This is a genomic window from Polaromonas sp. Polasp52, from assembly GCF_059491565.1.
Genome location: NZ_CP168513.1, coordinates 5,099,988 through 5,118,057 on the forward strand (window position 1 = coordinate 5,099,988; position 18,070 = coordinate 5,118,057).

16 protein-coding genes and 1 tRNA gene are annotated in these 18,070 nt (G+C 64.6%); 10 read left to right on the forward strand and 7 right to left on the reverse strand.

All coding sequences use genetic code 11. The features are described 5' to 3' along the window. Positions 1 to 5: 5 nt before the first annotated feature. From ACEN9P_RS23865 to ACEN9P_RS23875, 3 genes are all read left to right on the forward strand, one after another. Positions 6 to 923: an SPFH domain-containing protein gene (locus ACEN9P_RS23865; protein WP_007865341.1), complete on the forward strand. Its 918-nt coding sequence runs from the start codon at positions 6 to 8 to the stop codon at positions 921 to 923. A 25-nt stretch (positions 924 to 948) separates the two neighbouring features. Continuing rightward, entirely contained in the window at positions 949 to 1,323 is a 375-nt protein-coding gene (locus ACEN9P_RS23870) for a DUF2237 family protein (protein ID WP_413330540.1), read from the forward strand. 66 nt (positions 1,324 to 1,389) lie between these two features. Continuing rightward, positions 1,390 to 1,479: transfer RNA gene (locus tag ACEN9P_RS23875), tRNA-Ser, on the forward strand. A gap of 81 nt (positions 1,480 to 1,560) precedes the next feature. Here ACEN9P_RS23875 and ACEN9P_RS23880 read toward each other — a convergent pair. From ACEN9P_RS23880 to ACEN9P_RS23900, 5 genes are all read right to left on the reverse strand, one after another. Further along, entirely contained in the window at positions 1,561 to 1,947 is a 387-nt protein-coding gene (locus tag ACEN9P_RS23880) for a hypothetical protein (RefSeq protein WP_477663048.1), read from the reverse strand. 251 nt (positions 1,948 to 2,198) lie between these two features. Continuing rightward, the gene (locus tag ACEN9P_RS23885; protein WP_074575116.1) at positions 2,199 to 3,329 is read right to left on the reverse strand and encodes a branched-chain amino acid ABC transporter substrate-binding protein; all 1,131 of its coding nucleotides are present in this window, start codon (positions 3,327 to 3,329) and stop codon (positions 2,199 to 2,201) included. A gap of 235 nt (positions 3,330 to 3,564) precedes the next feature. Then, positions 3,565 to 3,918: a hypothetical protein gene (locus ACEN9P_RS23890; RefSeq protein ID WP_477663046.1), complete on the reverse strand. Its 354-nt coding sequence runs from the start codon at positions 3,916 to 3,918 to the stop codon at positions 3,565 to 3,567. Then, positions 3,915 to 4,352, reverse strand: coding sequence for a DNA polymerase III subunit chi (locus tag ACEN9P_RS23895; RefSeq protein ID WP_495620673.1), 438 nt, complete (start codon positions 4,350 to 4,352; stop codon positions 3,915 to 3,917). Before ACEN9P_RS23895 ends, ACEN9P_RS23890 begins: the two co-directional genes overlap by 4 nt. Beyond that, complete coding sequence (locus ACEN9P_RS23900) at positions 4,349 to 5,857, reverse strand: leucyl aminopeptidase (RefSeq protein ID WP_495620674.1); 1,509 nt, start codon at positions 5,855 to 5,857, stop codon at positions 4,349 to 4,351. The genes ACEN9P_RS23895 and ACEN9P_RS23900 overlap by 4 nt, the downstream gene beginning before the upstream one ends. Before the next feature lie 65 nt (positions 5,858 to 5,922). Here ACEN9P_RS23900 and lptF point away from each other — a divergent pair, with 65 nt between their 5' ends. The 6 genes from lptF (at position 5,923) to ACEN9P_RS23930 (ending at position 11,188) form a co-directional block, all read left to right on the forward strand. Then, positions 5,923 to 7,050, forward strand: coding sequence for an LPS export ABC transporter permease LptF (gene lptF / locus ACEN9P_RS23905; protein WP_477663043.1), 1,128 nt, complete (start codon positions 5,923 to 5,925; stop codon positions 7,048 to 7,050). Further along, on the forward strand, positions 7,047 to 8,186 hold the full coding sequence (gene lptG / locus ACEN9P_RS23910; RefSeq protein ID WP_477701046.1) for an LPS export ABC transporter permease LptG: 1,140 nt from the start codon (positions 7,047 to 7,049) through the stop codon (positions 8,184 to 8,186). Before lptF ends, lptG begins: the two co-directional genes overlap by 4 nt. 12 nt (positions 8,187 to 8,198) lie before the next feature. After that, positions 8,199 to 8,579: a sirohydrochlorin chelatase gene (locus ACEN9P_RS23915; RefSeq protein WP_495620675.1), complete on the forward strand. Its 381-nt coding sequence runs from the start codon at positions 8,199 to 8,201 to the stop codon at positions 8,577 to 8,579. Positions 8,580 to 8,696: 117 nt separating this feature from the next. After that, positions 8,697 to 9,641 (forward strand): CysB family HTH-type transcriptional regulator, encoded by a 945-nt coding sequence (locus tag ACEN9P_RS23920; RefSeq protein ID WP_477663040.1) that lies wholly within the window; start codon positions 8,697 to 8,699, stop codon positions 9,639 to 9,641. 108 nt (positions 9,642 to 9,749) lie between these two features. After that, positions 9,750 to 10,925 carry a pyridoxal phosphate-dependent aminotransferase gene (locus ACEN9P_RS23925; RefSeq protein ID WP_477663039.1) on the forward strand — a complete coding sequence of 392 codons (1,176 nt, stop codon included), beginning with the start codon at positions 9,750 to 9,752 and terminating at the stop codon, positions 10,923 to 10,925. Between the two features lie 104 nt (positions 10,926 to 11,029). Next, the gene (locus tag ACEN9P_RS23930) at positions 11,030 to 11,188 is read left to right on the forward strand and encodes a DUF3309 family protein (protein ID WP_007856361.1); all 159 of its coding nucleotides are present in this window, start codon (positions 11,030 to 11,032) and stop codon (positions 11,186 to 11,188) included. A gap of 70 nt (positions 11,189 to 11,258) precedes the next feature. Here ACEN9P_RS23930 and hrpA read toward each other — a convergent pair whose 3' ends face one another. Both hrpA and ACEN9P_RS23940 read right to left on the reverse strand, forming a co-directional pair. Then, the gene (gene hrpA / locus ACEN9P_RS23935; protein WP_495620676.1) at positions 11,259 to 15,146 is read right to left on the reverse strand and encodes an ATP-dependent RNA helicase HrpA; all 3,888 of its coding nucleotides are present in this window, start codon (positions 15,144 to 15,146) and stop codon (positions 11,259 to 11,261) included. 102 nt (positions 15,147 to 15,248) lie between these two features. Beyond that, on the reverse strand, positions 15,249 to 16,469 hold the full coding sequence (locus ACEN9P_RS23940; protein ID WP_495620677.1) for a GGDEF domain-containing protein: 1,221 nt from the start codon (positions 16,467 to 16,469) through the stop codon (positions 15,249 to 15,251). Positions 16,470 to 16,671: 202 nt separating this feature from the next. Between ACEN9P_RS23940 and argA the strand changes: the two genes are divergently transcribed. Next, complete coding sequence (gene argA, locus ACEN9P_RS23945) at positions 16,672 to 18,021, forward strand: amino-acid N-acetyltransferase (RefSeq protein WP_477663036.1); 1,350 nt, start codon at positions 16,672 to 16,674, stop codon at positions 18,019 to 18,021. Positions 18,022 to 18,070: the final 49 nt, after the last annotated feature.

The window sequence follows — 18,070 nt, forward strand, 5'->3', positions numbered from 1 at the left end:
TCACCATGTCGTCTTATGTAGCACTTATCGTTTTTATCGTCGCGATGATCTTTGTCATCCGCGCCATCAAGGTCGTGCCCCAGCAGAATGCCTGGGTCAAGGAGCGCCTGGGGAAATATGCGGGCACCCTGACTCCCGGCCTGAACTGGCTGATTCCCTTTGTGGACCGCGTCGCCTACAAGCACAGCCTCAAGGAAATCCCGCTGGACGTGCCCAGCCAGGTCTGCATCACGCGCGACAACACCCAGCTGCAGGTCGACGGCATCCTGTACTTCCAGGTGACCGACCCGATGCGCGCCAGCTACGGCTCGTCCAACTACATCGTGGCCGTCACGCAGCTGGCCCAGACCTCGCTGCGCTCCGTCATCGGCAAGCTGGAGCTCGACAAGACCTTTGAGGAGCGCGACATCATCAACGCACAGGTCGTTGCCGCCATCGACGAAGCGGCGCTGAACTGGGGCGTGAAGGTGCTGCGCTATGAAATCAAGGACCTAACGCCGCCCAAGGAAATCCTGCACGCCATGCAGTCGCAGATCACCGCCGAGCGGGAAAAACGCGCGCTGATCGCGGCATCGGAAGGCCGCCGCCAGGAACAGATCAACATCGCCACCGGCGAGCGCGAGGCATTCATCGCCCGCTCCGAAGGCGAAAAACTGGCCGCCATCAACAACGCCCAGGGCGAAGCGGCGGCCATCATGGCCGTGGCCGACGCCAATGCCAAGGCCATCGAGATGGTGGCTGCCGCCATCCGCCAGCCCGGTGGCGAGCAGGCCGTGCAGCTCAAGGTCGCCCAGCAGGCGGTAGACGCCTATTCCAAGGTGGCCAAGGACGCCACCACCACGCTGATCGTGCCCAGCAACATGACCGAGGTCGGCGCCCTGATCGGCTCGGCCATGAAAATGGTGCAGGCCAACAAGGCCTGAAACAGGCCTGCCGGGAACACACGCCATGACCGAAAAAAACGTCCTGGGCACGGACCTGGTGCCCTGCTCCTACGACCCGCTCACCGGCTATTTCCGGGACGGCTGCTGCAACACGGACGCCTCGGACCTCGGCTCCCACCTGGTCTGCGTGCGGGTGACCGCCGAATTCCTGGCGTTTTCCGCCTTGCGCGGCAATGACCTGAGCACACCTCGGCCCGCCCACCGTTTTGCCGGGCTCAAGCCGGGCGACCGCTGGTGCCTGTGCGCCAACCGCTGGCGGGAAGCGCTCGAGGCCGGCCAGGCACCGCCCGTGGTGCTGGAATCCACCCACAGCAAGGCACTGGAATTCGTCACCATGGCCCAGCTGGAAAAGCACCGTTTCCAGGGCGCGGTCCATTAGTGCGTGCATTTGTGGCGTGTTTTTCAGCTCGCCAGGCCGAGGCACTGCTATAATCAAAGGCTTCGCGGAAGGGTGGATGAGTGGTTTAAGTCACACGCCTGGAAAGCGTGCGTAGGGTTAAACCTACCGCGGGTTCGAATCCCGCCTCTTCCGCCAGTGAGTCAGTAAAAACGGGGCCTTGCGCCCCGTTTTTCATTTGGCATCCCCCAACACCAGCTCGCCTGCGAGGCCCGGGACCTATTCCGGTTTTGCCTCCGCGCCGGTTTCGGCCAGCTGCTTGAGCTTTTCCATTTCCGATTGCATGTGCTGCAGGAATGCGGCAAAACCCTCACGGCCAAGGCGCTGGATGGCCTCGTCGACTTCCTGCTGGCTGGTGGGACGCGGATAGGCCACCCCATCGATTTCGCACACCGAAGCGGCGGGGTATACAAAACCCATCATGTAAGGCAAATTGGCCGCCTCGGTGCCGAACATCCGGGTGAGCTGGCTTTCGTAGAGGATGTCGAGGGGCTTGATTTTCAGTTTACGCCCCAGGATGTCGGTGAGTACCACGACCTCGTCGGCCGCGGCACCCATGACGCCGGGTGCGGCCTGGTTTTCCAGGTGTGCTTGCGGTTTAGCCATTTTTATGTCTCCAGGAAGAATGTTGACCCAATGAAAGCGTGTCAGGCGGGTCGTCGCCGGCGCTTTCCTGCCGGACGTTCAACAACCTGCCTGGGGACATTCTGGGCAGGCAGGCGCATGGAACTTGGGGACATTGTCTTTTGGCGAACAATGTTTCGACGATTTCCTGCCCTGCCCGCAGCGGCCAGTCGCACGGAAAAAGGGCAAAAAAAAGCCACCTTGCGGTGGCTTTTTTGGTTCGCGGTGAACGATCAGTTCAGAGCGGACTTCTTGCCGTCCTTGTAGACGTACAGGGTGATGGCGGGGTTCTTCAGTTCGCCATTGGGTTCGAAGGAGATCGTGGTGGTCACGCCCTTGAAGTTGGTCTTGATCAGCTCAGGGGTGTAAACCTTTGGATCCCAGGAACCGGCGCGCTTCATGGCGTCAACCAGGACAAAAGTCGCGTCATAGGTGTACGGGCTGTAAACCTGGAACTGGTTGGGGTACTTGGCGTCGTAACGCTTTTTCCAGGCTTCGCCGCCAGGCATTTTTGCCAGGGAAGCGCCGCCTTCAGCGCAGACCACGTTGCCGATGGTCTTGGCGCCGGCTGCCAGCTTGGCCAGTTCGGCCGTGCAGATGCCGTCACCGCCGAAGTACTTGACGTTGCTCATGCCGAGCTGTTCCATCTGGCGCAGCATAGGGCCGCCTTGTGGGTCCATGCCGCCGAAGAAGATGGCGTCAGGAGCCTTGGCCTTGACCGCGGTCAGGATGGCCATGAAGTCGGTGGCCTTGTCGGTCGTGAACTGTTCGTCAACGACGGTCATGCCTTTTGCCAGGGCCGTCTTCTTGAACACTTCAGCAACGCCTTGGCCGTAAGCGGTACGGTCGTCGATGATCGCGACTTTCTTCAGCTTCAGTGCATCGGCGGCATAAAAAGCCAGGCCAGCGCCCAGGGCGTTGTCGTTGGCGATGATGCGGTAGGTGGTTTTGTAGCCTGGCTTGGTCAGGTTGGGGTTGGTTGCAGCGCCCGTGACGTGGGGAATGCCGCAGTCGTTGTAGACCTTGGAAGCGGGAATCGTCGTGCCGGAATTCAGGTGGCCGACCACGCCAGCGACTTTGGAGTCGCACAGTTTTTGTGCGGCTGCGGTGCCCTGTTTTGGATCAGCAGCATCATCTTCAGCAACAATTTCAAACTTGACCTTTTTGCCGCCGATGACCACGTTTTGCGCATTCAGGTCTTCGATGGCCATGCGCACGCCGTTCTCATTGTCTTTGCCGTAATGGGCCTGCGAGCCGGACAGCGGCGCGACGTGACCGATTTTGACGACTGCGTCTTGGGCAGAAGCAAAACCCGCCACCGCAGCGAGGGCAGCCACTACTGTCAGTTTTAATTTCATTTGCATAAAAAACACTCCGATTAGGAAATTACCGTTAAAGGTTGAGAACGAATTTTTTTACTCAACGGGGCCGAACATAACGCAATTTCCGGGCCCGCACCATAGCAACGTCCCTAGGTTAAATTCTGATAAGGGGGTTTACCCGGGGAGCAGGCCGGCTTATGTGAGAGTGTGTTTCAGCAGCGCCCACGACGGCGCCGCGCGTGCAAAACACGCGGACCCAAACAGTCACCTGGGTGACCTATCCGCCGGCCGGCGGCGGCTTGGTTTCATTCGCAAAAGCCTGGCTCACGGACTGGCGAACGACTTCCTCGATTTCCTCGCGAAGACGCGGCGCCAGGCTTTGCGTGTGCTCAAGAATGAGCTGGCCCACCACCTCGCGCAGACGCCGGTCCAGCATCAGGTCCACACGCTGCAGCACGCGTTGCACCATCTGTTCCTGCAGGTCCGGCGAAGCCGCAAGGGCTGCCGGCTGCGCGGGCGAGGCCGGTGCCGCGGCGGCAGGTCCAGAAGCCGGCATGGGCGCGGCGACGGGCCGCACGACTTCCGTCAAGGTCGGGACAAAACGCGGCGGCGCGGGCGGCGGACGGTTCATGCGCCCTCCCCGGCCGCGGCCAGGTCATGCCGTTTCATCGCATAGCCCCTGTCGGTGTAATGTTTCCAGCGGCTGCGCGCGGCGAGGCGATCGTCATCCTCCCGCGCCACCACTTCGATAAACCGTTCAAAGCGCTCGAACTCGGGTGGAATGCCCTGCCCCAGGTTGACCAGCACGCCGTAATGCGGGCAGTCCTGCAGCGACTCGGCCAGCACCACGGGCGAGGCCGCCAGGGTGCTTTGCGCCGAGCCGGCCCGGCAATGCGGCACAAACTCGGCCGGCGAAAAACTCCACATCAGCTGGTCCAGCTCCGCCAGCATCGCGGGCTCACCCGTCACCACCACGCTGGCACCGCTGAGGTAAGCCTTTCGTAGCAAGCGGCAGCTGTAGGCCAGCTTGTCCGGCACGTTGAAGTGAAAAGCGATTTCGGTCATGCCCGTGTTCTGGCGGCGGCCTTGGGTTTGGCGGGCGCCTTGGGTTTGGCCGCAGCCGCCTGGCCGAGCAGGTAGTCAAGCAGCAGCGGCACGGGCCGGCCGGTGGCCCCCTTGGCGGCGCCGCCTTTCCAGGCGGTGCCGGCGATGTCCAGGTGAGCCCAGGGGAAGCTGGCCGCAAAGCGCTGGAGGAACTTGGCGGCGGTGATCGCGCCGCCGGCCCTGCCGGCCACGTTGGCGACGTCGGCAAAATTGGTCTTCAGGCCTTCGGCGTAGTCCTCGTCCAGCGGCATCCGCCAGCACAGGTCCATGGACGACTCGCCGGCCTGCGCCAGCGCCTCGGCCAGGGCATCGTCGGTAGAAAACATCCCGCTGCGCACGCCGCCCAGCGCGATCACGCAGGCGCCGGTCAGCGTGGCGATGTCGACCACGGCCCTGGGCTTGAAGCGCTCGGCGTAGGTCAGGGCATCGCAAAGCACCAGGCGGCCCTCGGCGTCGGTGTTCAGGATCTCAATGGTCTGGCCGCTCATGCTGGTGACCACGTCGCCCGGCTTGATGGCGCGGCCGCCCGGCATGTTTTCGCAGGCCGGGATCAGGCCCACCACATTGAGCGCGGGCTGCAGTTCGGCCAGCGCCCGGAAGGTGCCCAGCACGCTCGCGGCGCCGCACATGTCGAATTTCATTTCGTCCATCTCGGCGGCGGGCTTGATGGAGATGCCGCCGGTGTCAAAAGTGATGCCTTTGCCGACCAGCACCACGGGCGCCGCGGATTTGGCCGCGCCGTCGTAGCGCAGCACGATGAAGCGCAGCGGTTCGGCCGAGCCCTGGGCCACGGCCATGAAGGAGCCCATGCCCAGTTTGGCGACCTCTTTGGGGCCCAGCACCTCGACCTTGATATTGCGCAGCTTGCCCAATTCCTTGGCGGCGCCGGCCAGCAGGGTCGGCGTGGCATGGTTGGACGGCCGGTTGGCCCATTCCTTGGCAAATTCCAGGCCCTTGACCAGCGCCACGCCTTTGTCCAGGCCGGCCTTGGCCGCCTTGGCGTTCGCGGCGTCGCCCACAGCCAGCAGCACACGCTGCAGCTTCGAAGGGCTGGCCTTGGACTTGGTGGTGGTGTAGACGTAAGCCGCTTCGCTGCAGGCCGTCACGGCGGCGCGCACGGCCTCGGCCTGCAACCCGTCCAGCAGGTCCAGGCACAGCACAAGGCGCTGCGTGTTGCCGTTCTTGACGGCGCCCAGGGCCGCGGTCACGGCCGTGCGGATGTTTTTGGGACTGGCATCGCCCACCCCCGCCAGCACCAGGCGCGTGGCGGCGATGCCGGGCGCCCGGTAGGCTGCCAGCAGCTTGCCCGGCTTGGCCTCGAAGTCCCCGGACTTGATGGCCAGCGCCGTGAGCGCCGAAAGCGGATCGCTGCCGGCGTCCCGGCCCTGGGGGACCAGCACCAGCAGTGCGTCGGTTTTTTCACTGCAAATGCGGGCGCGGGTCAGTGTTTTGAGTTCAAAGTCCATAATTCAGGGTCTGGTGGGTAAACCAAAGTAAAACAAAAATAAAACAAACGCAGATATTTCAGTCAATGTTATTCCAATCTTCGATTCGCAAAGAGCTGGCGCGCAGTTTCGGGGCCACGCTGGTGGTGCTGGTCACCATCGTGATGACCATTGTGCTGATCCGCACGCTGGGCCAGGCCTCGCGCGGTTTCATCAATCCGCAGGACGTCATGCTCTTCATGGCCTACTCCGCGCTGGGCCGCCTGCCGACCATCCTCACGCTGTCGCTCTTCATCGCCATGGTCAGCACCCTCTCGCGCATGTACCGCGACAGCGAGATGGTGGTCTGGTTCACCAGCGGCCAGGGTCTGGCCGGCTTTCTGCGGCCGCTTTTCCGTTTTTCCTGGCCGGTGCTGCTGGTGATCACGCTGATGGCGCTGTTTGTCTGGCCCTGGACCAACCAGCAGACCAAGGACATGCAAAGCCGCTACGAGCAGCGCGGCGACATAGACCGCATCGCCCCCGGGCAGTTCCAGGAGTCCTCCAGCGGTAACCGGGTGTTCTTCATAGACCGCGAGCTGGCGGGCGCGCGGGCCAGCAACAATGTGTTCATTGCCGCCACCGAAAAAGGCAAAAGCTCCATCACCACCGCGCGTTCCGGCCGCATCGAGGTGCTGAACGACGCCCAGTTCCTGATGCTCGAAAACGGCCAGCGCCTGGAAAACGTGATCGGCCAGCCGGCGCTCAAGATCAGCGACTTCGAGGAGTACGGCACCAAGACCGGCGACTCCAATCCACTCGCTGAAAACACGCCCGAAGCCAAGCTGCTGTCCACCCGCTCGCTGATCAAGGCGCCCACGCGCGGCAACCTCAGCGAACTGGCCTGGCGCATCGGACTGGCGCTGGCAGCCATCAACTTCGTCGTGCTGGCCGTGGCCCTGGCCAGCGTGAACCCGCGCGGCGGGCGCAGCGGCAACATGATTTTTGTGCTGCTGACCTTCGTGGTCTATAACAACCTCGTCAACCTCGGGCAGAGCTGGATTTTTGTGGGCCTCATCAGCTTCAGCAACTTCCTGCTGGCCCTGCACGGCGGCGTGCTGTTGCTGGGCCTGGTCTGGCTGTCCAAGCGGCAGTTCAACTGGGTGCTCAGGCCCGCCCGGCGCATCAAGCGCCAGCCCATGGCCGTGCGCAACACCGAAAGCCAGCAAGCATGAAAACCATACGCCGCCTGATTTACGGGGAAGTGCTGGCCGCCATCGCCCTGGTGGCCCTGGGCTTTCTGGCCCTGTTCTTCTTTTTCGACCTGGTCGACGAACTGCAGTACCTCGGCAAGAGCAACGGCATCAACCCCGGCGAGATTTACCAGATCCGCCATGCGTTGCTGTATGTGGGCCTGCTGGTGCCCAACCACCTTTACGAGCTGCTGCCCATCTCGGTGCTGATAGGCACGATTTTTGTCATGGCGCGGCTGGCCCAGAGTTCGGAATACACCATTTTGCGAACCAGCGGCCTGGGCCCCTGGCGCGCGCTCAAGCTGCTGCTGGTGCTGGGCGCGCTGTTTGTGGTGTTCAGCTTCGTGGTGGGCGACTACGTGGCGCCGGCCAGCGATCGCGCCGCGCAACTGCTCAAGGCGCGCTACCAGAGCAAGATCACCATAGGCCAGACCGGCGCCTGGCTCAAGGAAAAACAGGCCTACAACACCTATGTGGTCAATGTGAGGGCCCTCACCCCCGACAACGAGATGCAGGGCGTGCAGGTGTTCGAGTTCAACAACAAGGGCCTGATCGTCTCCACCACCCAGGCGCCGCTGGCGACTTTTGCCGCCGGCGATGCCTGGCAGCTGCAGCAGGCCACCCGCGCGGAGTTCGAGGTCAGCGGCGCGCCCAGCGCCGCCAGGCCCCAGGAAAGCGCCAAGGTCAGCCGGGCGGTGCTGGAAACCTTTCGCTGGCCCACCGAAATCAGCGCCGAAATGGTCTCGGTGGCGCTGCTCAAGCCCGAGCGCATGGGCACCATAGACCTCTTTAACTACGTGCGCCACCTGGACGCCAACGGCCAGACGGCCCAGCGCTATGAAATCGAGTTCTGGAAAAAGGTGTTCTACCCGCTCAGCTGCCTGGTGATGGTGATCCTGGCCCTGCCTTTCGCCTACCTGCACTTTCGCTCCGGCGGCATCGCGGGTTATGTGTTTGCCGGGGTCATGATAGGCATCAGCTTCTTCCTGCTCAACAACGTCTTCGGCTACATCGGCAACCTGCGCAACTGGATGCCCTGGCTGGCGGCCGCCACGCCCGGCATGCTTTACATGGCCGTCTCGCTGGGCGCTTTCGGCTGGCTGGTGCTGAGGCGCTAGGCAGGTACACGAATGGCCATGGCGACCACAGCACAGCCCCGCGGCATCATCCTGCTGGCCCACGGCTCGCGCGACCCGCTGTGGCGCGTGCCCATAGAAGCCGTGGCCGCGCAGGTGCGCGCCCGCGCGCCCGGCACCCCGGTGCGCTGCGCCTACCTGGAGCTTTGCCCGCCCACCCTGCCTGAAGCCGCGGCCGAACTCGCCGGCGGCGGCGCGCGCGCCATCCGGGTGTTTCCGCTGTTCTTCGGCGTGGGCAAACATGCCCGCGAGGACTTGCCGCGGCTGGTCGGGCAGATCCAGGCCAGCCATCCCGGCATCGCCGTGGAGCTGCTGCCCACCGCCGGCGAGTACCCCGAACTCACGGCCTTGATGGCCGGCATTGCGCTGGGCTGAGGCCGGGCCGGCACGGCGGCCGGCAAGCTGCGGGCCGGCACGGCGGCCGGCAAGCTGCGGGCCGCCCCTTTAGCGCAATACAGGCATAATAAAGTGAATAATTAGCCTGAATTCGATATGAACCTTCACCAATTCCGCTTTGTCCAGGAGGCCATACGGCGCAACCTGAACCTCACCGAAACCGCCAAGGCCCTGCACACCTCGCAGCCCGGCGTTTCCAAGGCCATCATCGAACTTGAGGAAGAACTGGGCGTGGAAATCTTCGCGCGGCACGGCAAGCGCCTCAAGCGCGTCACCGAGCCCGGCGAGCATGTGCTCAAAAGCATCGAACTCATCATGCGCGAGGTCGGCAACCTGCGCCGCATCGGCGAGCAGTTCTCGGCCCAGGACAGCGGCACGCTGTCCATCGCCACCACGCACACCCAGGCCCGTTATGTGCTGCCGCAGCCGGTGGCCAAGCTGCGCGAGGCCTTTCCCAAGGTCAACGTCAGCCTGCACCAGGGCTCGCCCGACCAGGTGGCGCGCATGGTGCTCGACGAGGTCGCCGAAATCGGCATCGCCACCGAGTCGCTGACGCAGTACGACGACCTCGTCACCCTGCCCTGCTACGAATGGCAGCACATGCTGGTGATCCCGGTGGACCACCCGCTGGCGAAAAAGGAAAACATCACGCTGGAAGACCTCGCCGAGGAGCCGCTGATCACCTACCACCCGTCCTTCACCGGCCGTACCAAGATCGACCTGGCCTTTGCCGCCAAGCGCCTGCAGCCGCGCATCGCGCTGGAGGCCATCGACTCCGACGTCATCAAGACCTATGTGCGCCTGGGCCTGGGTGTGGGCATCGTGGCCGAGATGGCCATCAAGGAAGACGGCACCAACAGCGACCTGATCGCCATCCCGGCGGGGCCGCTGTTCGGCATCAACGTGGCCCGCGTGGCCTTCAAGCGCAGCGCCTACCTGCGCAACTTTGTCTACAAGTTCGCCGAACTGCTCAGCGACAAGCTGGACCGTGCGCTCATCACAAAAGCCATGGCCGGCCGCGTCAACGATTACGAGATTTGACCCTCCCCCGAAGCGGCCTGCGGCCGCCTCCCCCTCAAGGGGGCGCCGCTGGCGGCCCGGCAAAGCCGGTTCCGCGGCGGCCACTTAAAAAACCATCACTTTGCAATCATGACCACCACTCAAGAACGCACCCCCACGCTGACCACCAAGCTGCCCGCCGTCGGCACCACCATCTTCACGGTCATGTCCACCTTGGCCGCCGAAAAAGGCGCGGTCAACCTGGGCCAGGGTTTTCCTGATTTTGAATGCGACCCGCAGTTGGTCAATGCCGTCACCGACGCCATGACCCGGGGCCTGAACCAGTACCCGCCCATGACGGGCGTGCCGGTGCTGCGCGAGGCCATCTCAGCCAAGGTGGCCAGGCTCTACGGCCACCACTACGACGCCAACAGCGAGATCACCATCACGGCGGGCGCAACGCAGGCCATCATCACCATCATCCTGGCCGTGGTCCATCCCGGCGATGAAGTCATTGTGCTGGAGCCTTGCTACGACAGCTATGTGCCCAATATCGAGCTGGCCGGCGGCAAGGTGGTTCGCGTGCCGTTGACGCCGGGCACCTTCCGCCCCGACTTCGGCAAGATCGCCGCGGCCATCACGCCGCGCACGCGCGCCATCATCGTCAACTCGCCGCACAACCCCAGCGCCACGGTCTGGAGTGAGGCCGACATGCTGGCGTTGCAGGAGCTGCTGGCGCCCACCGACGTTCTCCTGATCAGCGACGAGGTCTACGAGCACATGGTCTTCGACGCGGCCCAGGGCCGCCTCCACCAGAGCGCGGCGCGCTTTCCGGGCCTGGCCGCGCGCGCCTTTATCGTGAGCAGCTTCGGCAAGACTTACCACGTCACCGGCTGGAAGGTCGGCTATGTGGCCGCGCCCGCGGCCCTCACCGCAGAATTCCGCAAGGTGCACCAGTTCAACGTCTTCACGGTCAACACGCCGGTGCAGCACGGCCTGGCCGCCTATATGGCCGACGAGCAGCCCTACCTGGGCCTGCCGGCCTTCTACCAGCGCAAGCGCGACCTGTTCCGGGACGGCCTGGCCAAAACCCGCTTCAAGCTGCTGCCCAGCGAAGGCAGCTACTTCCAGTGCGTGGACATCTCCGAGGTCAGCGATCTCGATGAAGCCGAATTCTGCAAATGGCTGACCACCGAGATCGGCGTCGCGGCCATTCCGCTGTCGGCTTTTTACGGCAACGGCTTCGACCAGCGCGTGGTGCGCTTTTGTTTTGCCAAAAAAGACGAAACCCTGAACACCGCCCTGCAGCGCCTGGCCAGGCTGTAGTCCAAGGCTGTCAGCATTGACCGACGGCTGGACAGGCCCCCCTCCTGCTTGATCGTGCCTGGGCCCGGGCAAGAATCAAGGCACATAAAACAAGGAGTGCTTTCATGTCCCTCTCGCTCATCCTGCTGATTGTCTTGATCCTGATCCTGGTCGGCGCCCTGCCCACCTGGGGCCACAGCCGCAGCTGGGGCTATGGGCCCAGCGGCGGTATCGGCCTCGTGGTGCTGATCCTCGTGATCCTGCTGCTGATGGGACGCATCTAGCCACACGCCTCACCAGGAAAAATGGCCTTGCATTGCAAGGCCATTTTTTTGCGCACCTCAAAACCCGGCATCAACTATTCAGTTGCGCCCAGGCCTTGTCTAGGCGTTTAACGCTCACCGGCTGCGGCGTGCGCAATTCCTGCGCAAAAAAGCTCACACGCAACTCCTCCAGCAGCCAGCGGAACTCCTGCATGCGCGCGTCGACCGCGCCCTTGCGTTCGGCCACCAGGCGCCAGTAGCGCTGTTCCTGCGGCCGCAGTTCGGCCAGGCGAGCCGCGTCGCGTGCCGGGTCGGCGCGCCATTTTTCCAGCCGCAAGGTGATGGCTTTGAGGTAGCGCGCGAAATGCTGCAGCTGCGCATAAGGCGTGAGCGCCAGAAAACGCTTGGGCACCAAGCGCTGCAGTTGCTGGGCGGCGTCGGCCGCGGCTTCGGCGGCGTTTTTGCTGTCCTTGATCTTGCGCTGGGCCACGGCGAATTCGGTGAGGATGCCCGCGGCCAGCCGGGCCACCTCGCTGGCGATCAGAGTCAGGCGGCCCCGCCCGTCGTCTATGCGCTTCTTGAATTCGCCCTCGCTGGTGGGCAGCGGATCGAGCAGGAAGGCGCGGTCCAGCGCGACCTCGATGATCTGCTCGCGCAGTTCCTCGAGTGTGCCGCCGCCGGAGTTGTCGGCCGCGCGTCCCACCAGCATGTAGGCCGTGGCCATCTTCTGCAGCTCGGGCAGGTTCTTCTCGAGGTATTTGAGCGCGTCCTTGATCTGCAGCGCAAACAGCCGGCGCAGGCCGGCACGGTGTTTGGCGGCCGCCGCATCGGGTTCGTCGAACACCTCGATGGTGACCGCATCGCCCAGGTCGATCAGCGCCGGAAAGCCGATCAGCGTCTGCGAACCCTTGCGAATTTCCATCAGCTCGGGCAGTTCGCCAAAGCTCCAGCCCGTGTAGCGTTCCGCCACCTTGACCGCCGGTTTTTCCGCCGCTGCCGGAGCGCCAGGCTTGCCGGCAGGGGGAGTCTTGCCTGGAGTGGCGGCCGGCTCGGGCGCTTTGGCCAGGTTTTTGAGCCCGGCCAGTGCCTGGAAAGCGCCGCGCGCCTGTGAGCCCAGCTCGCCCTTGAGCGCGCCCAGGTTGCGGCCCGCGCCCAGCTGGCGGCCGTGCTCGTCGACCACGCGGAAGTTCATGAACAGGTGCGGCGGCAGCATGTCCAGCTTCATATCGTTGCGCTTGATGTCCAGCGAGGTCGCGTCGCGCACCAGCTTGAGCACCGCGTCCGTCAGCGAGCCGCTGCCGAAGACCTCGGGCTGCAGCAGCTGCTCCGTCATGCGGGCAGCGGTCTCGGGCAGCGGCACCAGGCGCGAGCGCGGTCGCTGGTGCAGGGTCTTGATCAGCGCCTGGACCTTGTCCTTGAGCATGCCGGGCACCAGCCACTCGCAGCGCTCCTCGTTGACCTGATTGAGCGCGAACAGCGGCACCTCGACGGTCACGCCGTCGCGCGCGTCGCCGGGCTCGTGCAGGTAGGTCACCAGGCAGTCCACACCGCCCATGCGCAGGGTTTTGGGAAACGATTGCGTGGTGATGCCGGCCGCTTCGTGGCGCATCAGCTCTTCGCGTGTCAGCAGCAAGAGCTGCGGCTGCTTTTTCGACTCTTCCTTGTACCAGTGCTCGCAGCCCGCGCCGCTGTGCACGTCGGCCGGTAGCTGCTGGTCATAAAAGGCGTAAATCAGCTCCTCATCGACCAGCACGTCCTGGCGCCTGGCCTTGTGTTCCAGGTCCTGCACCTGCTGGATCAGCTTCTGGTTGGCCGCCAGGAAAGGCAGCTTGGTGTCCCAGTTGCCGGCCACCAGCGCCTCACGGATGAAGATCTCGCGCGCCGTGACCGGATCGACCCGGCCGAAGTTGACGCGCCGGCCGTTGTAGACCACCAGGCCGTACAGCGTGGCGCGCTCCAATGCCGTGACCTGGGCGGCTTTTTTCTCCCAGTGCGGATCCAGCAGCTGTTTGCTGAGCAGGTGGCCGGCTACCTGCTCTATCCAGGCCGGGTCTATGTTGGCGATGCCGCGGCCGAACAGGCGCGTGGTTTCCACCAGTTCGGCCGCCACGATCCAGCGGCCCGGCTTTTTGCTCAGGCGCGCGCCGGGGTGGCGGTAAAACTTGATGCCGCGCGCGCCCAGGTACCAGTCTTCCTCGTCGCTCTTGCAGCCTATATTGCCCAGCAGGCCGCACAGCATCGAAAGATGCAGTTGCTCATAGCTGGCCGGTTTGTCATTGAGCGCCCATTTCTGCTCGCCGACCACCGTATGCAGCTGCGAATGGATGTCGCGCCACTCGCGCACGCGGCGCACGTTGACATAGTTCTCGCGCAGCAGGTTTTCATACTGGCGGTTGGAGAGCTTGTGGTCGGTGCCATGGCCGCCGCGGGCGTCGCCCAGCCATTTCCAGAGCTTGAGGTAGCCGCTGAACTCGCTTTTTTCGTCGTCGAACTTGGCGTGCTGCTGGTCGGCCTGGGCCTGCTTGTCCATGGGACGGTCGCGCACGTCCTGCACGCTGAGCGCGCTGGCAATCACCAGCACCTCGTCCAGCGCGTTGCGGTCCCTGGCTTCCAGGATCATGCGGCCCACGCGCGGGTCCAGCGGCAGTTTGGCCAGCGTGCGGCCCACGGGCGTGAGCTCGTTGTCCTCGTCCACCGCGCCCAGTTCGGCCAGCAGCTGGTAGCCGTCGGCAATCGCGCGGCGCTGCGGCGGCTCGATGAAGGCGAACTCCTCGACATTGCCCAGGTGCAGCGCCTTCATGCGCAAAATCACCGAGGCCAGCGAGCTGCGCAGGATTTCCGGGTCGGTAAAGGGCTGGCGGCCCTGGAAGTCCTTCTCGTCATACAGCCGTATGCAGATGCCGTCGGCCACGCGGCCGCAGCGGCCGGCGCGCTGGTTGGCCGCGGCCTGCGACACCGGCTCCACCATGAGCTGCTCGACCTTGTTGCGAAAGCTGTAGCGCTTGACGCGCGCGGTGCCGGCATCGATCACATAACGGATGCCGGGCACGGTCAGCGAGGTTTCGGCCACGTTGGTGGCCAGCACGATGCGCCGGCCGCTGTGGCCGTCGAAAATGCGGTCCTGCTCGGCCTGGCTCAGGCGCGCGAACAGCGGCAGCACCTCGGCGTTGCGCGTCAACGGCTGGTGCGCCAGGTGCTTGCGCAGGTGATCGGCCGCCTCGCGGATCTCGCGCTCGCCCGGCAAAAACACCAGGATGTCGCCCGCGCTGTGCGGGCTGAGCCAGAGCTCGTCGACGGCGTCGGCGATCGCGTCGTTGAGGTCATGCTCGCGCGACTCCTCAAACGGCCGGTAGCGCTGCTCCACCGGGAACATGCGGCCCGACACCATGATGACCGGAGCGGGCCCTTTGCTGGACGCGAAATAGTCCGCGAAGCGCTGCGCGTCGATGGTTGCCGAGGTGATGACCACCTTGAGGTCGGGCCGTCGCGGCAGCAGCTGGCGCAAATAGCCCAGCAGAAAGTCGATGTTCAGGCTGCGCTCATGGGCCTCGTCGATGATGAGGGTGTCATAGGCTTTGAGCAGCGGATCGGTCTGCGTCTCGGCCAGCAAAATGCCGTCGGTCATCAGCTTGACGGAGGCCTCGCGCGAAAGCCGGTCCTGGAAGCGCACCTTGTAGCCCACCACCTCGCCCAACGGCGTCTTGAGTTCCTCGGCGATGCGCTTGGCCACGCTGGAGGCGGCGATGCGGCGCGGCTGGGTGTGGCCTATGAGCCGGCCCTGCCCCGGCGGGTAATTGAGCTTGCCGCGCCCCATGGCCAGCGCGATCTTGGGCAGTTGTGTGGTCTTGCCCGAGCCGGTCTCGCCGCAGACGATGACGACCTGGTGGGCCGCCATCGCGGCGGTGATTTCATCGCGCCTGCCGGAGACGGGCAGCGATTCGGGAAAAGTGATGGTCAGGGGAGTCAAAGCTGGGGACAAAGGGAAGAGCCGAAAAGAATACCGCGGGGCCGGGACGGCCAAAGCCGCCAATTATCGGCGCTTCCGCAAGGCCCCGCGCGCCGCACGAGCCGCGGTACCGGCTCAGGCCGCCAGCACCGGCATATCGACGATCTCCCCGCTACCCTCGTCAAACCAGGCAATGCGGCTCGGATAACCCAGCGCCGCGCGCGACATGCCGCGCCCCAGGCCCACCGCCGACGAGGCGCGCGCATCGGTTTTGGACACCCGCAGCACGCCCAGGCCGACCTCCGCCGCCCAGGGTGTCTGCTGGCCGGCCGCCGTGCCGGCTTCCAGGCTGGTGTTGAGCGCCACGGTGCGCGTCAAGGCGGCCTGAACGCGGCGCGCCAGGTGGATCAGGTCGCCGCTGTCGTGGCAGTTGCGCATCAGCAGCAAAAAGCCGTCCTCGCCCAGGCGCCCCATCTCCACATGGGCCGGCACGGTTCGCCGCAGCCGCCCCGCGCAGACAAACAGCGCATGGTTGACGGCCGCCAGGCCGTAGAGTTTTTCGAGCACGTAGAGGTTGGCGATGGAGATCACGATCACGCCCAGCGGCACCGGCTTGTCGCGGTAGTCCCTGAAAGCCCCGTTCACCATATTGTTGGTTTCGCTGTTGGAGCGCATGCGGGTGACGGGGTCGTAGCTGGGGCCGTAGGCCATGGCCTGGTTCAGCTCGATCAGGTAGGAATAGCGTATCCACAGCACCGACGCCATGGTGGCCAGATAGGCCGTTCCCGCCAGCGCGCTGACGGCATGCGCCTGCCAGGGCACATGGGCACGGTCCAGCGCCGCCCAGCTCAAGCCCACGATGGCCACCAGCATGAAAGCCACACCCGCCACCGCCACCCAGGCCAGGCGGTCGCCGCGCAGGGCGCTGCGCAGGCTCAGGGCCAGCGCCACAAGACCCATCAGCGCGGCCGCGGCCAGGCTGAGCATCAGGGACTGCTGCGGGCTCAGGGCCCAGCCCAGCGCGATGACCAGGGCAGCGACGCCCGCCAGCAGCAGCAAGGCGCGCCGCTGGGATGAGGGGCTGCGCAAAATGCCCAGGATGGAGAACAGCAGATAGGCCAGCAACACCGACACCAGGCTGGCCACATGGGCCAGGAAGCGGTCCAGCGTGTCGGCGCCGCCTATGGGCAGGGCGCCCAGAAAAGCCACCACAAAGAAGGTCGAGGCCAGGGCCGAGGCGGCGGCATTGACGGCAATGCGCCGCAGGGACCGGATGTAGGCAAACACCGAACCGGCCAGCATCAGGCCGGCCGACCCGAAATAGCAGCCCCAGAACCCGATCGCATATTTATCCATGACCCCCTGACCATAACCTGCCGCACCCTGTTCGCCAAGCCCCAAAACAGGGGACACCGAGGATGGATACCCCCGGGCCGGCCGCGTCTCCCTTACACTCACTGGACTTTTTCGTTTGCCGGGAAAAGCAGTGCCTTGCCCTGCGGCCGCCCCGCCCCCCGGCTGCTTACGCCCTGCCCTTTTACGACCCGAAAGCGCGCCCATGTCCGCCGTCTTCAATTTCACCTTTGTGCCCTGGTTCCGCTCGGTCGCGCCCTACATCCACACGCACCGCGGCAAGACCTTTGTGGTGGGCCTGGCCGGCGAGGCCATCGCCGCCGGCAAGCTGCAGCACATCGCCCAGGACCTGGCGCTGATCCAGAGCATGGGCGTGAAAATCGTGCTGGTGCACGGCTTTCGCCCGCAGGTCAACGAACAGCTCAAGGCCAAGGGCCATACGGCCAAGTATTCGCACGGCATGCGCATCACCGACGAGGTCGCCCTGGACAGCGCCCAGGAGGCCGCCGGCCAGCTGCGTTATGAAATCGAGGCGGCCTTCAGCCAGGGCTTGCCCAACACCCCCATGGCCGGCTCCACGGTGCGGGTGATTTCGGGCAACTTCATCACCGCGCGTCCGGTCGGCATCCTGGATGGCGTGGACTTCAAACATTCGGGCCTGGTGCGCAAGGTGGACACCGCCGCCATAGGCCGGGTGCTGGACTTCGGCGCCATGGTGCTGCTCTCGCCTTTCGGCTTCTCGCCCACCGGCGAAGCCTTCAACCTGACCATGGAAGAGGTCGCCACCTCGGTGGCCATCGCCATGCAGGCCGACAAGCTGATCTTCCTGACCGAGATTCCGGGCATACGCATACACCACGATCAGCCCGAGAGCGAGGACAACCCCATAGACACCGAGCTGCCGCTGGCCGCCGCCGAAAAGCTGCTGGCCACCCTGCCCAACAGCGAGCGCCCCACCGATACCGGCTTTTACCTGCAGCACTGCGTCAAGGCCTGCAAGGCCGGTGTGGAACGCAGCCACATCCTGCCCTTTGCGGTGGACGGCTCGCTGCTGCTGGAAATCTATGTGCACGACGGCATAGGCACCATGGTGGTCGATGAAAAGCTCGAAGAGCTGCGCGAAGCCACCGGCGACGACGTGGGCGGCATCCTGCAGCTGATTGAGCCTTTTGAAAACGACGGGACCCTGGTCAAGCGCAGCCGCACCGAGATCGAACGGGACGCCGCCAACTACAGCATCATCGAGCACGACGGCGTGATCTTCGCCTGCGCGGCGCTCTACCCCTACCCCGAAGCCAAAACGGCGGAAATGGCGGCGCTCACCGTCTCGCCGCAAAGCCAGGGCCAGGGCGACGGCGAAAAAATCCTCAAACGCATAGAGCAGCGCGCCCGCGCCGCCGGCCTGCAAAGCATCTTCGTGCTGACCACCCGCACCATGCACTGGTTCATCAAGCGCGGTTTTGTGCAGGTGGACCCGGACTGGCTGCCTGAAGGCCGCAAGCGCAAGTACAACTGGGACCGCAAGAGCCAGGTGCTGGTCAAGAAGCTGTCCTAGCCCGGCCGGGGTTTCCCTCGCAGGGGTTTTTCTTTAGCATCGGGTCAAT

Bases quoted from the DNA above. Each gene is read 5' to 3' on its own strand.
- ACEN9P_RS23920 (WP_477663040.1), top strand. From the start codon at position 8,697: ATGAACCTTCACCAATTCCGCTTTGTCCAGGAGGCCATACGGCGCAAC.
- ACEN9P_RS23865 (WP_007865341.1), top strand. From the start codon at position 6: ATGTCGTCTTATGTAGCACTTATCGTTTTTATCGTCGCGATGATCTTT.
- lptG (WP_477701046.1), top strand. From the start codon at position 7,047: ATGAAAACCATACGCCGCCTGATTTACGGGGAAGTGCTGGCCGCCATC.
- ACEN9P_RS23915 (WP_495620675.1), top strand. From the start codon at position 8,199: ATGGCCATGGCGACCACAGCACAGCCCCGCGGCATCATCCTGCTGGCC.
- ACEN9P_RS23940 (WP_495620677.1), bottom strand. From the start codon at position 16,469: ATGGATAAATATGCGATCGGGTTCTGGGGCTGCTATTTCGGGTCGGCC.
- ACEN9P_RS23900 (WP_495620674.1), bottom strand. From the start codon at position 5,857: ATGGACTTTGAACTCAAAACACTGACCCGCGCCCGCATTTGCAGTGAA.
- ACEN9P_RS23870 (WP_413330540.1), top strand. From the start codon at position 949: ATGACCGAAAAAAACGTCCTGGGCACGGACCTGGTGCCCTGCTCCTAC.
- ACEN9P_RS23930 (WP_007856361.1), top strand. From the start codon at position 11,030: ATGTCCCTCTCGCTCATCCTGCTGATTGTCTTGATCCTGATCCTGGTC.
- ACEN9P_RS23895 (WP_495620673.1), bottom strand. From the start codon at position 4,352: ATGACCGAAATCGCTTTTCACTTCAACGTGCCGGACAAGCTGGCCTAC.
- ACEN9P_RS23885 (WP_074575116.1), bottom strand. From the start codon at position 3,329: ATGCAAATGAAATTAAAACTGACAGTAGTGGCTGCCCTCGCTGCGGTG.
- lptF (WP_477663043.1), top strand. From the start codon at position 5,923: ATGTTATTCCAATCTTCGATTCGCAAAGAGCTGGCGCGCAGTTTCGGG.
- ACEN9P_RS23925 (WP_477663039.1), top strand. From the start codon at position 9,750: ATGACCACCACTCAAGAACGCACCCCCACGCTGACCACCAAGCTGCCC.
- argA (WP_477663036.1), top strand. From the start codon at position 16,672: ATGTCCGCCGTCTTCAATTTCACCTTTGTGCCCTGGTTCCGCTCGGTC.
- ACEN9P_RS23890 (WP_477663046.1), bottom strand. From the start codon at position 3,918: ATGAACCGTCCGCCGCCCGCGCCGCCGCGTTTTGTCCCGACCTTGACG.
- ACEN9P_RS23880 (WP_477663048.1), bottom strand. From the start codon at position 1,947: ATGGCTAAACCGCAAGCACACCTGGAAAACCAGGCCGCACCCGGCGTC.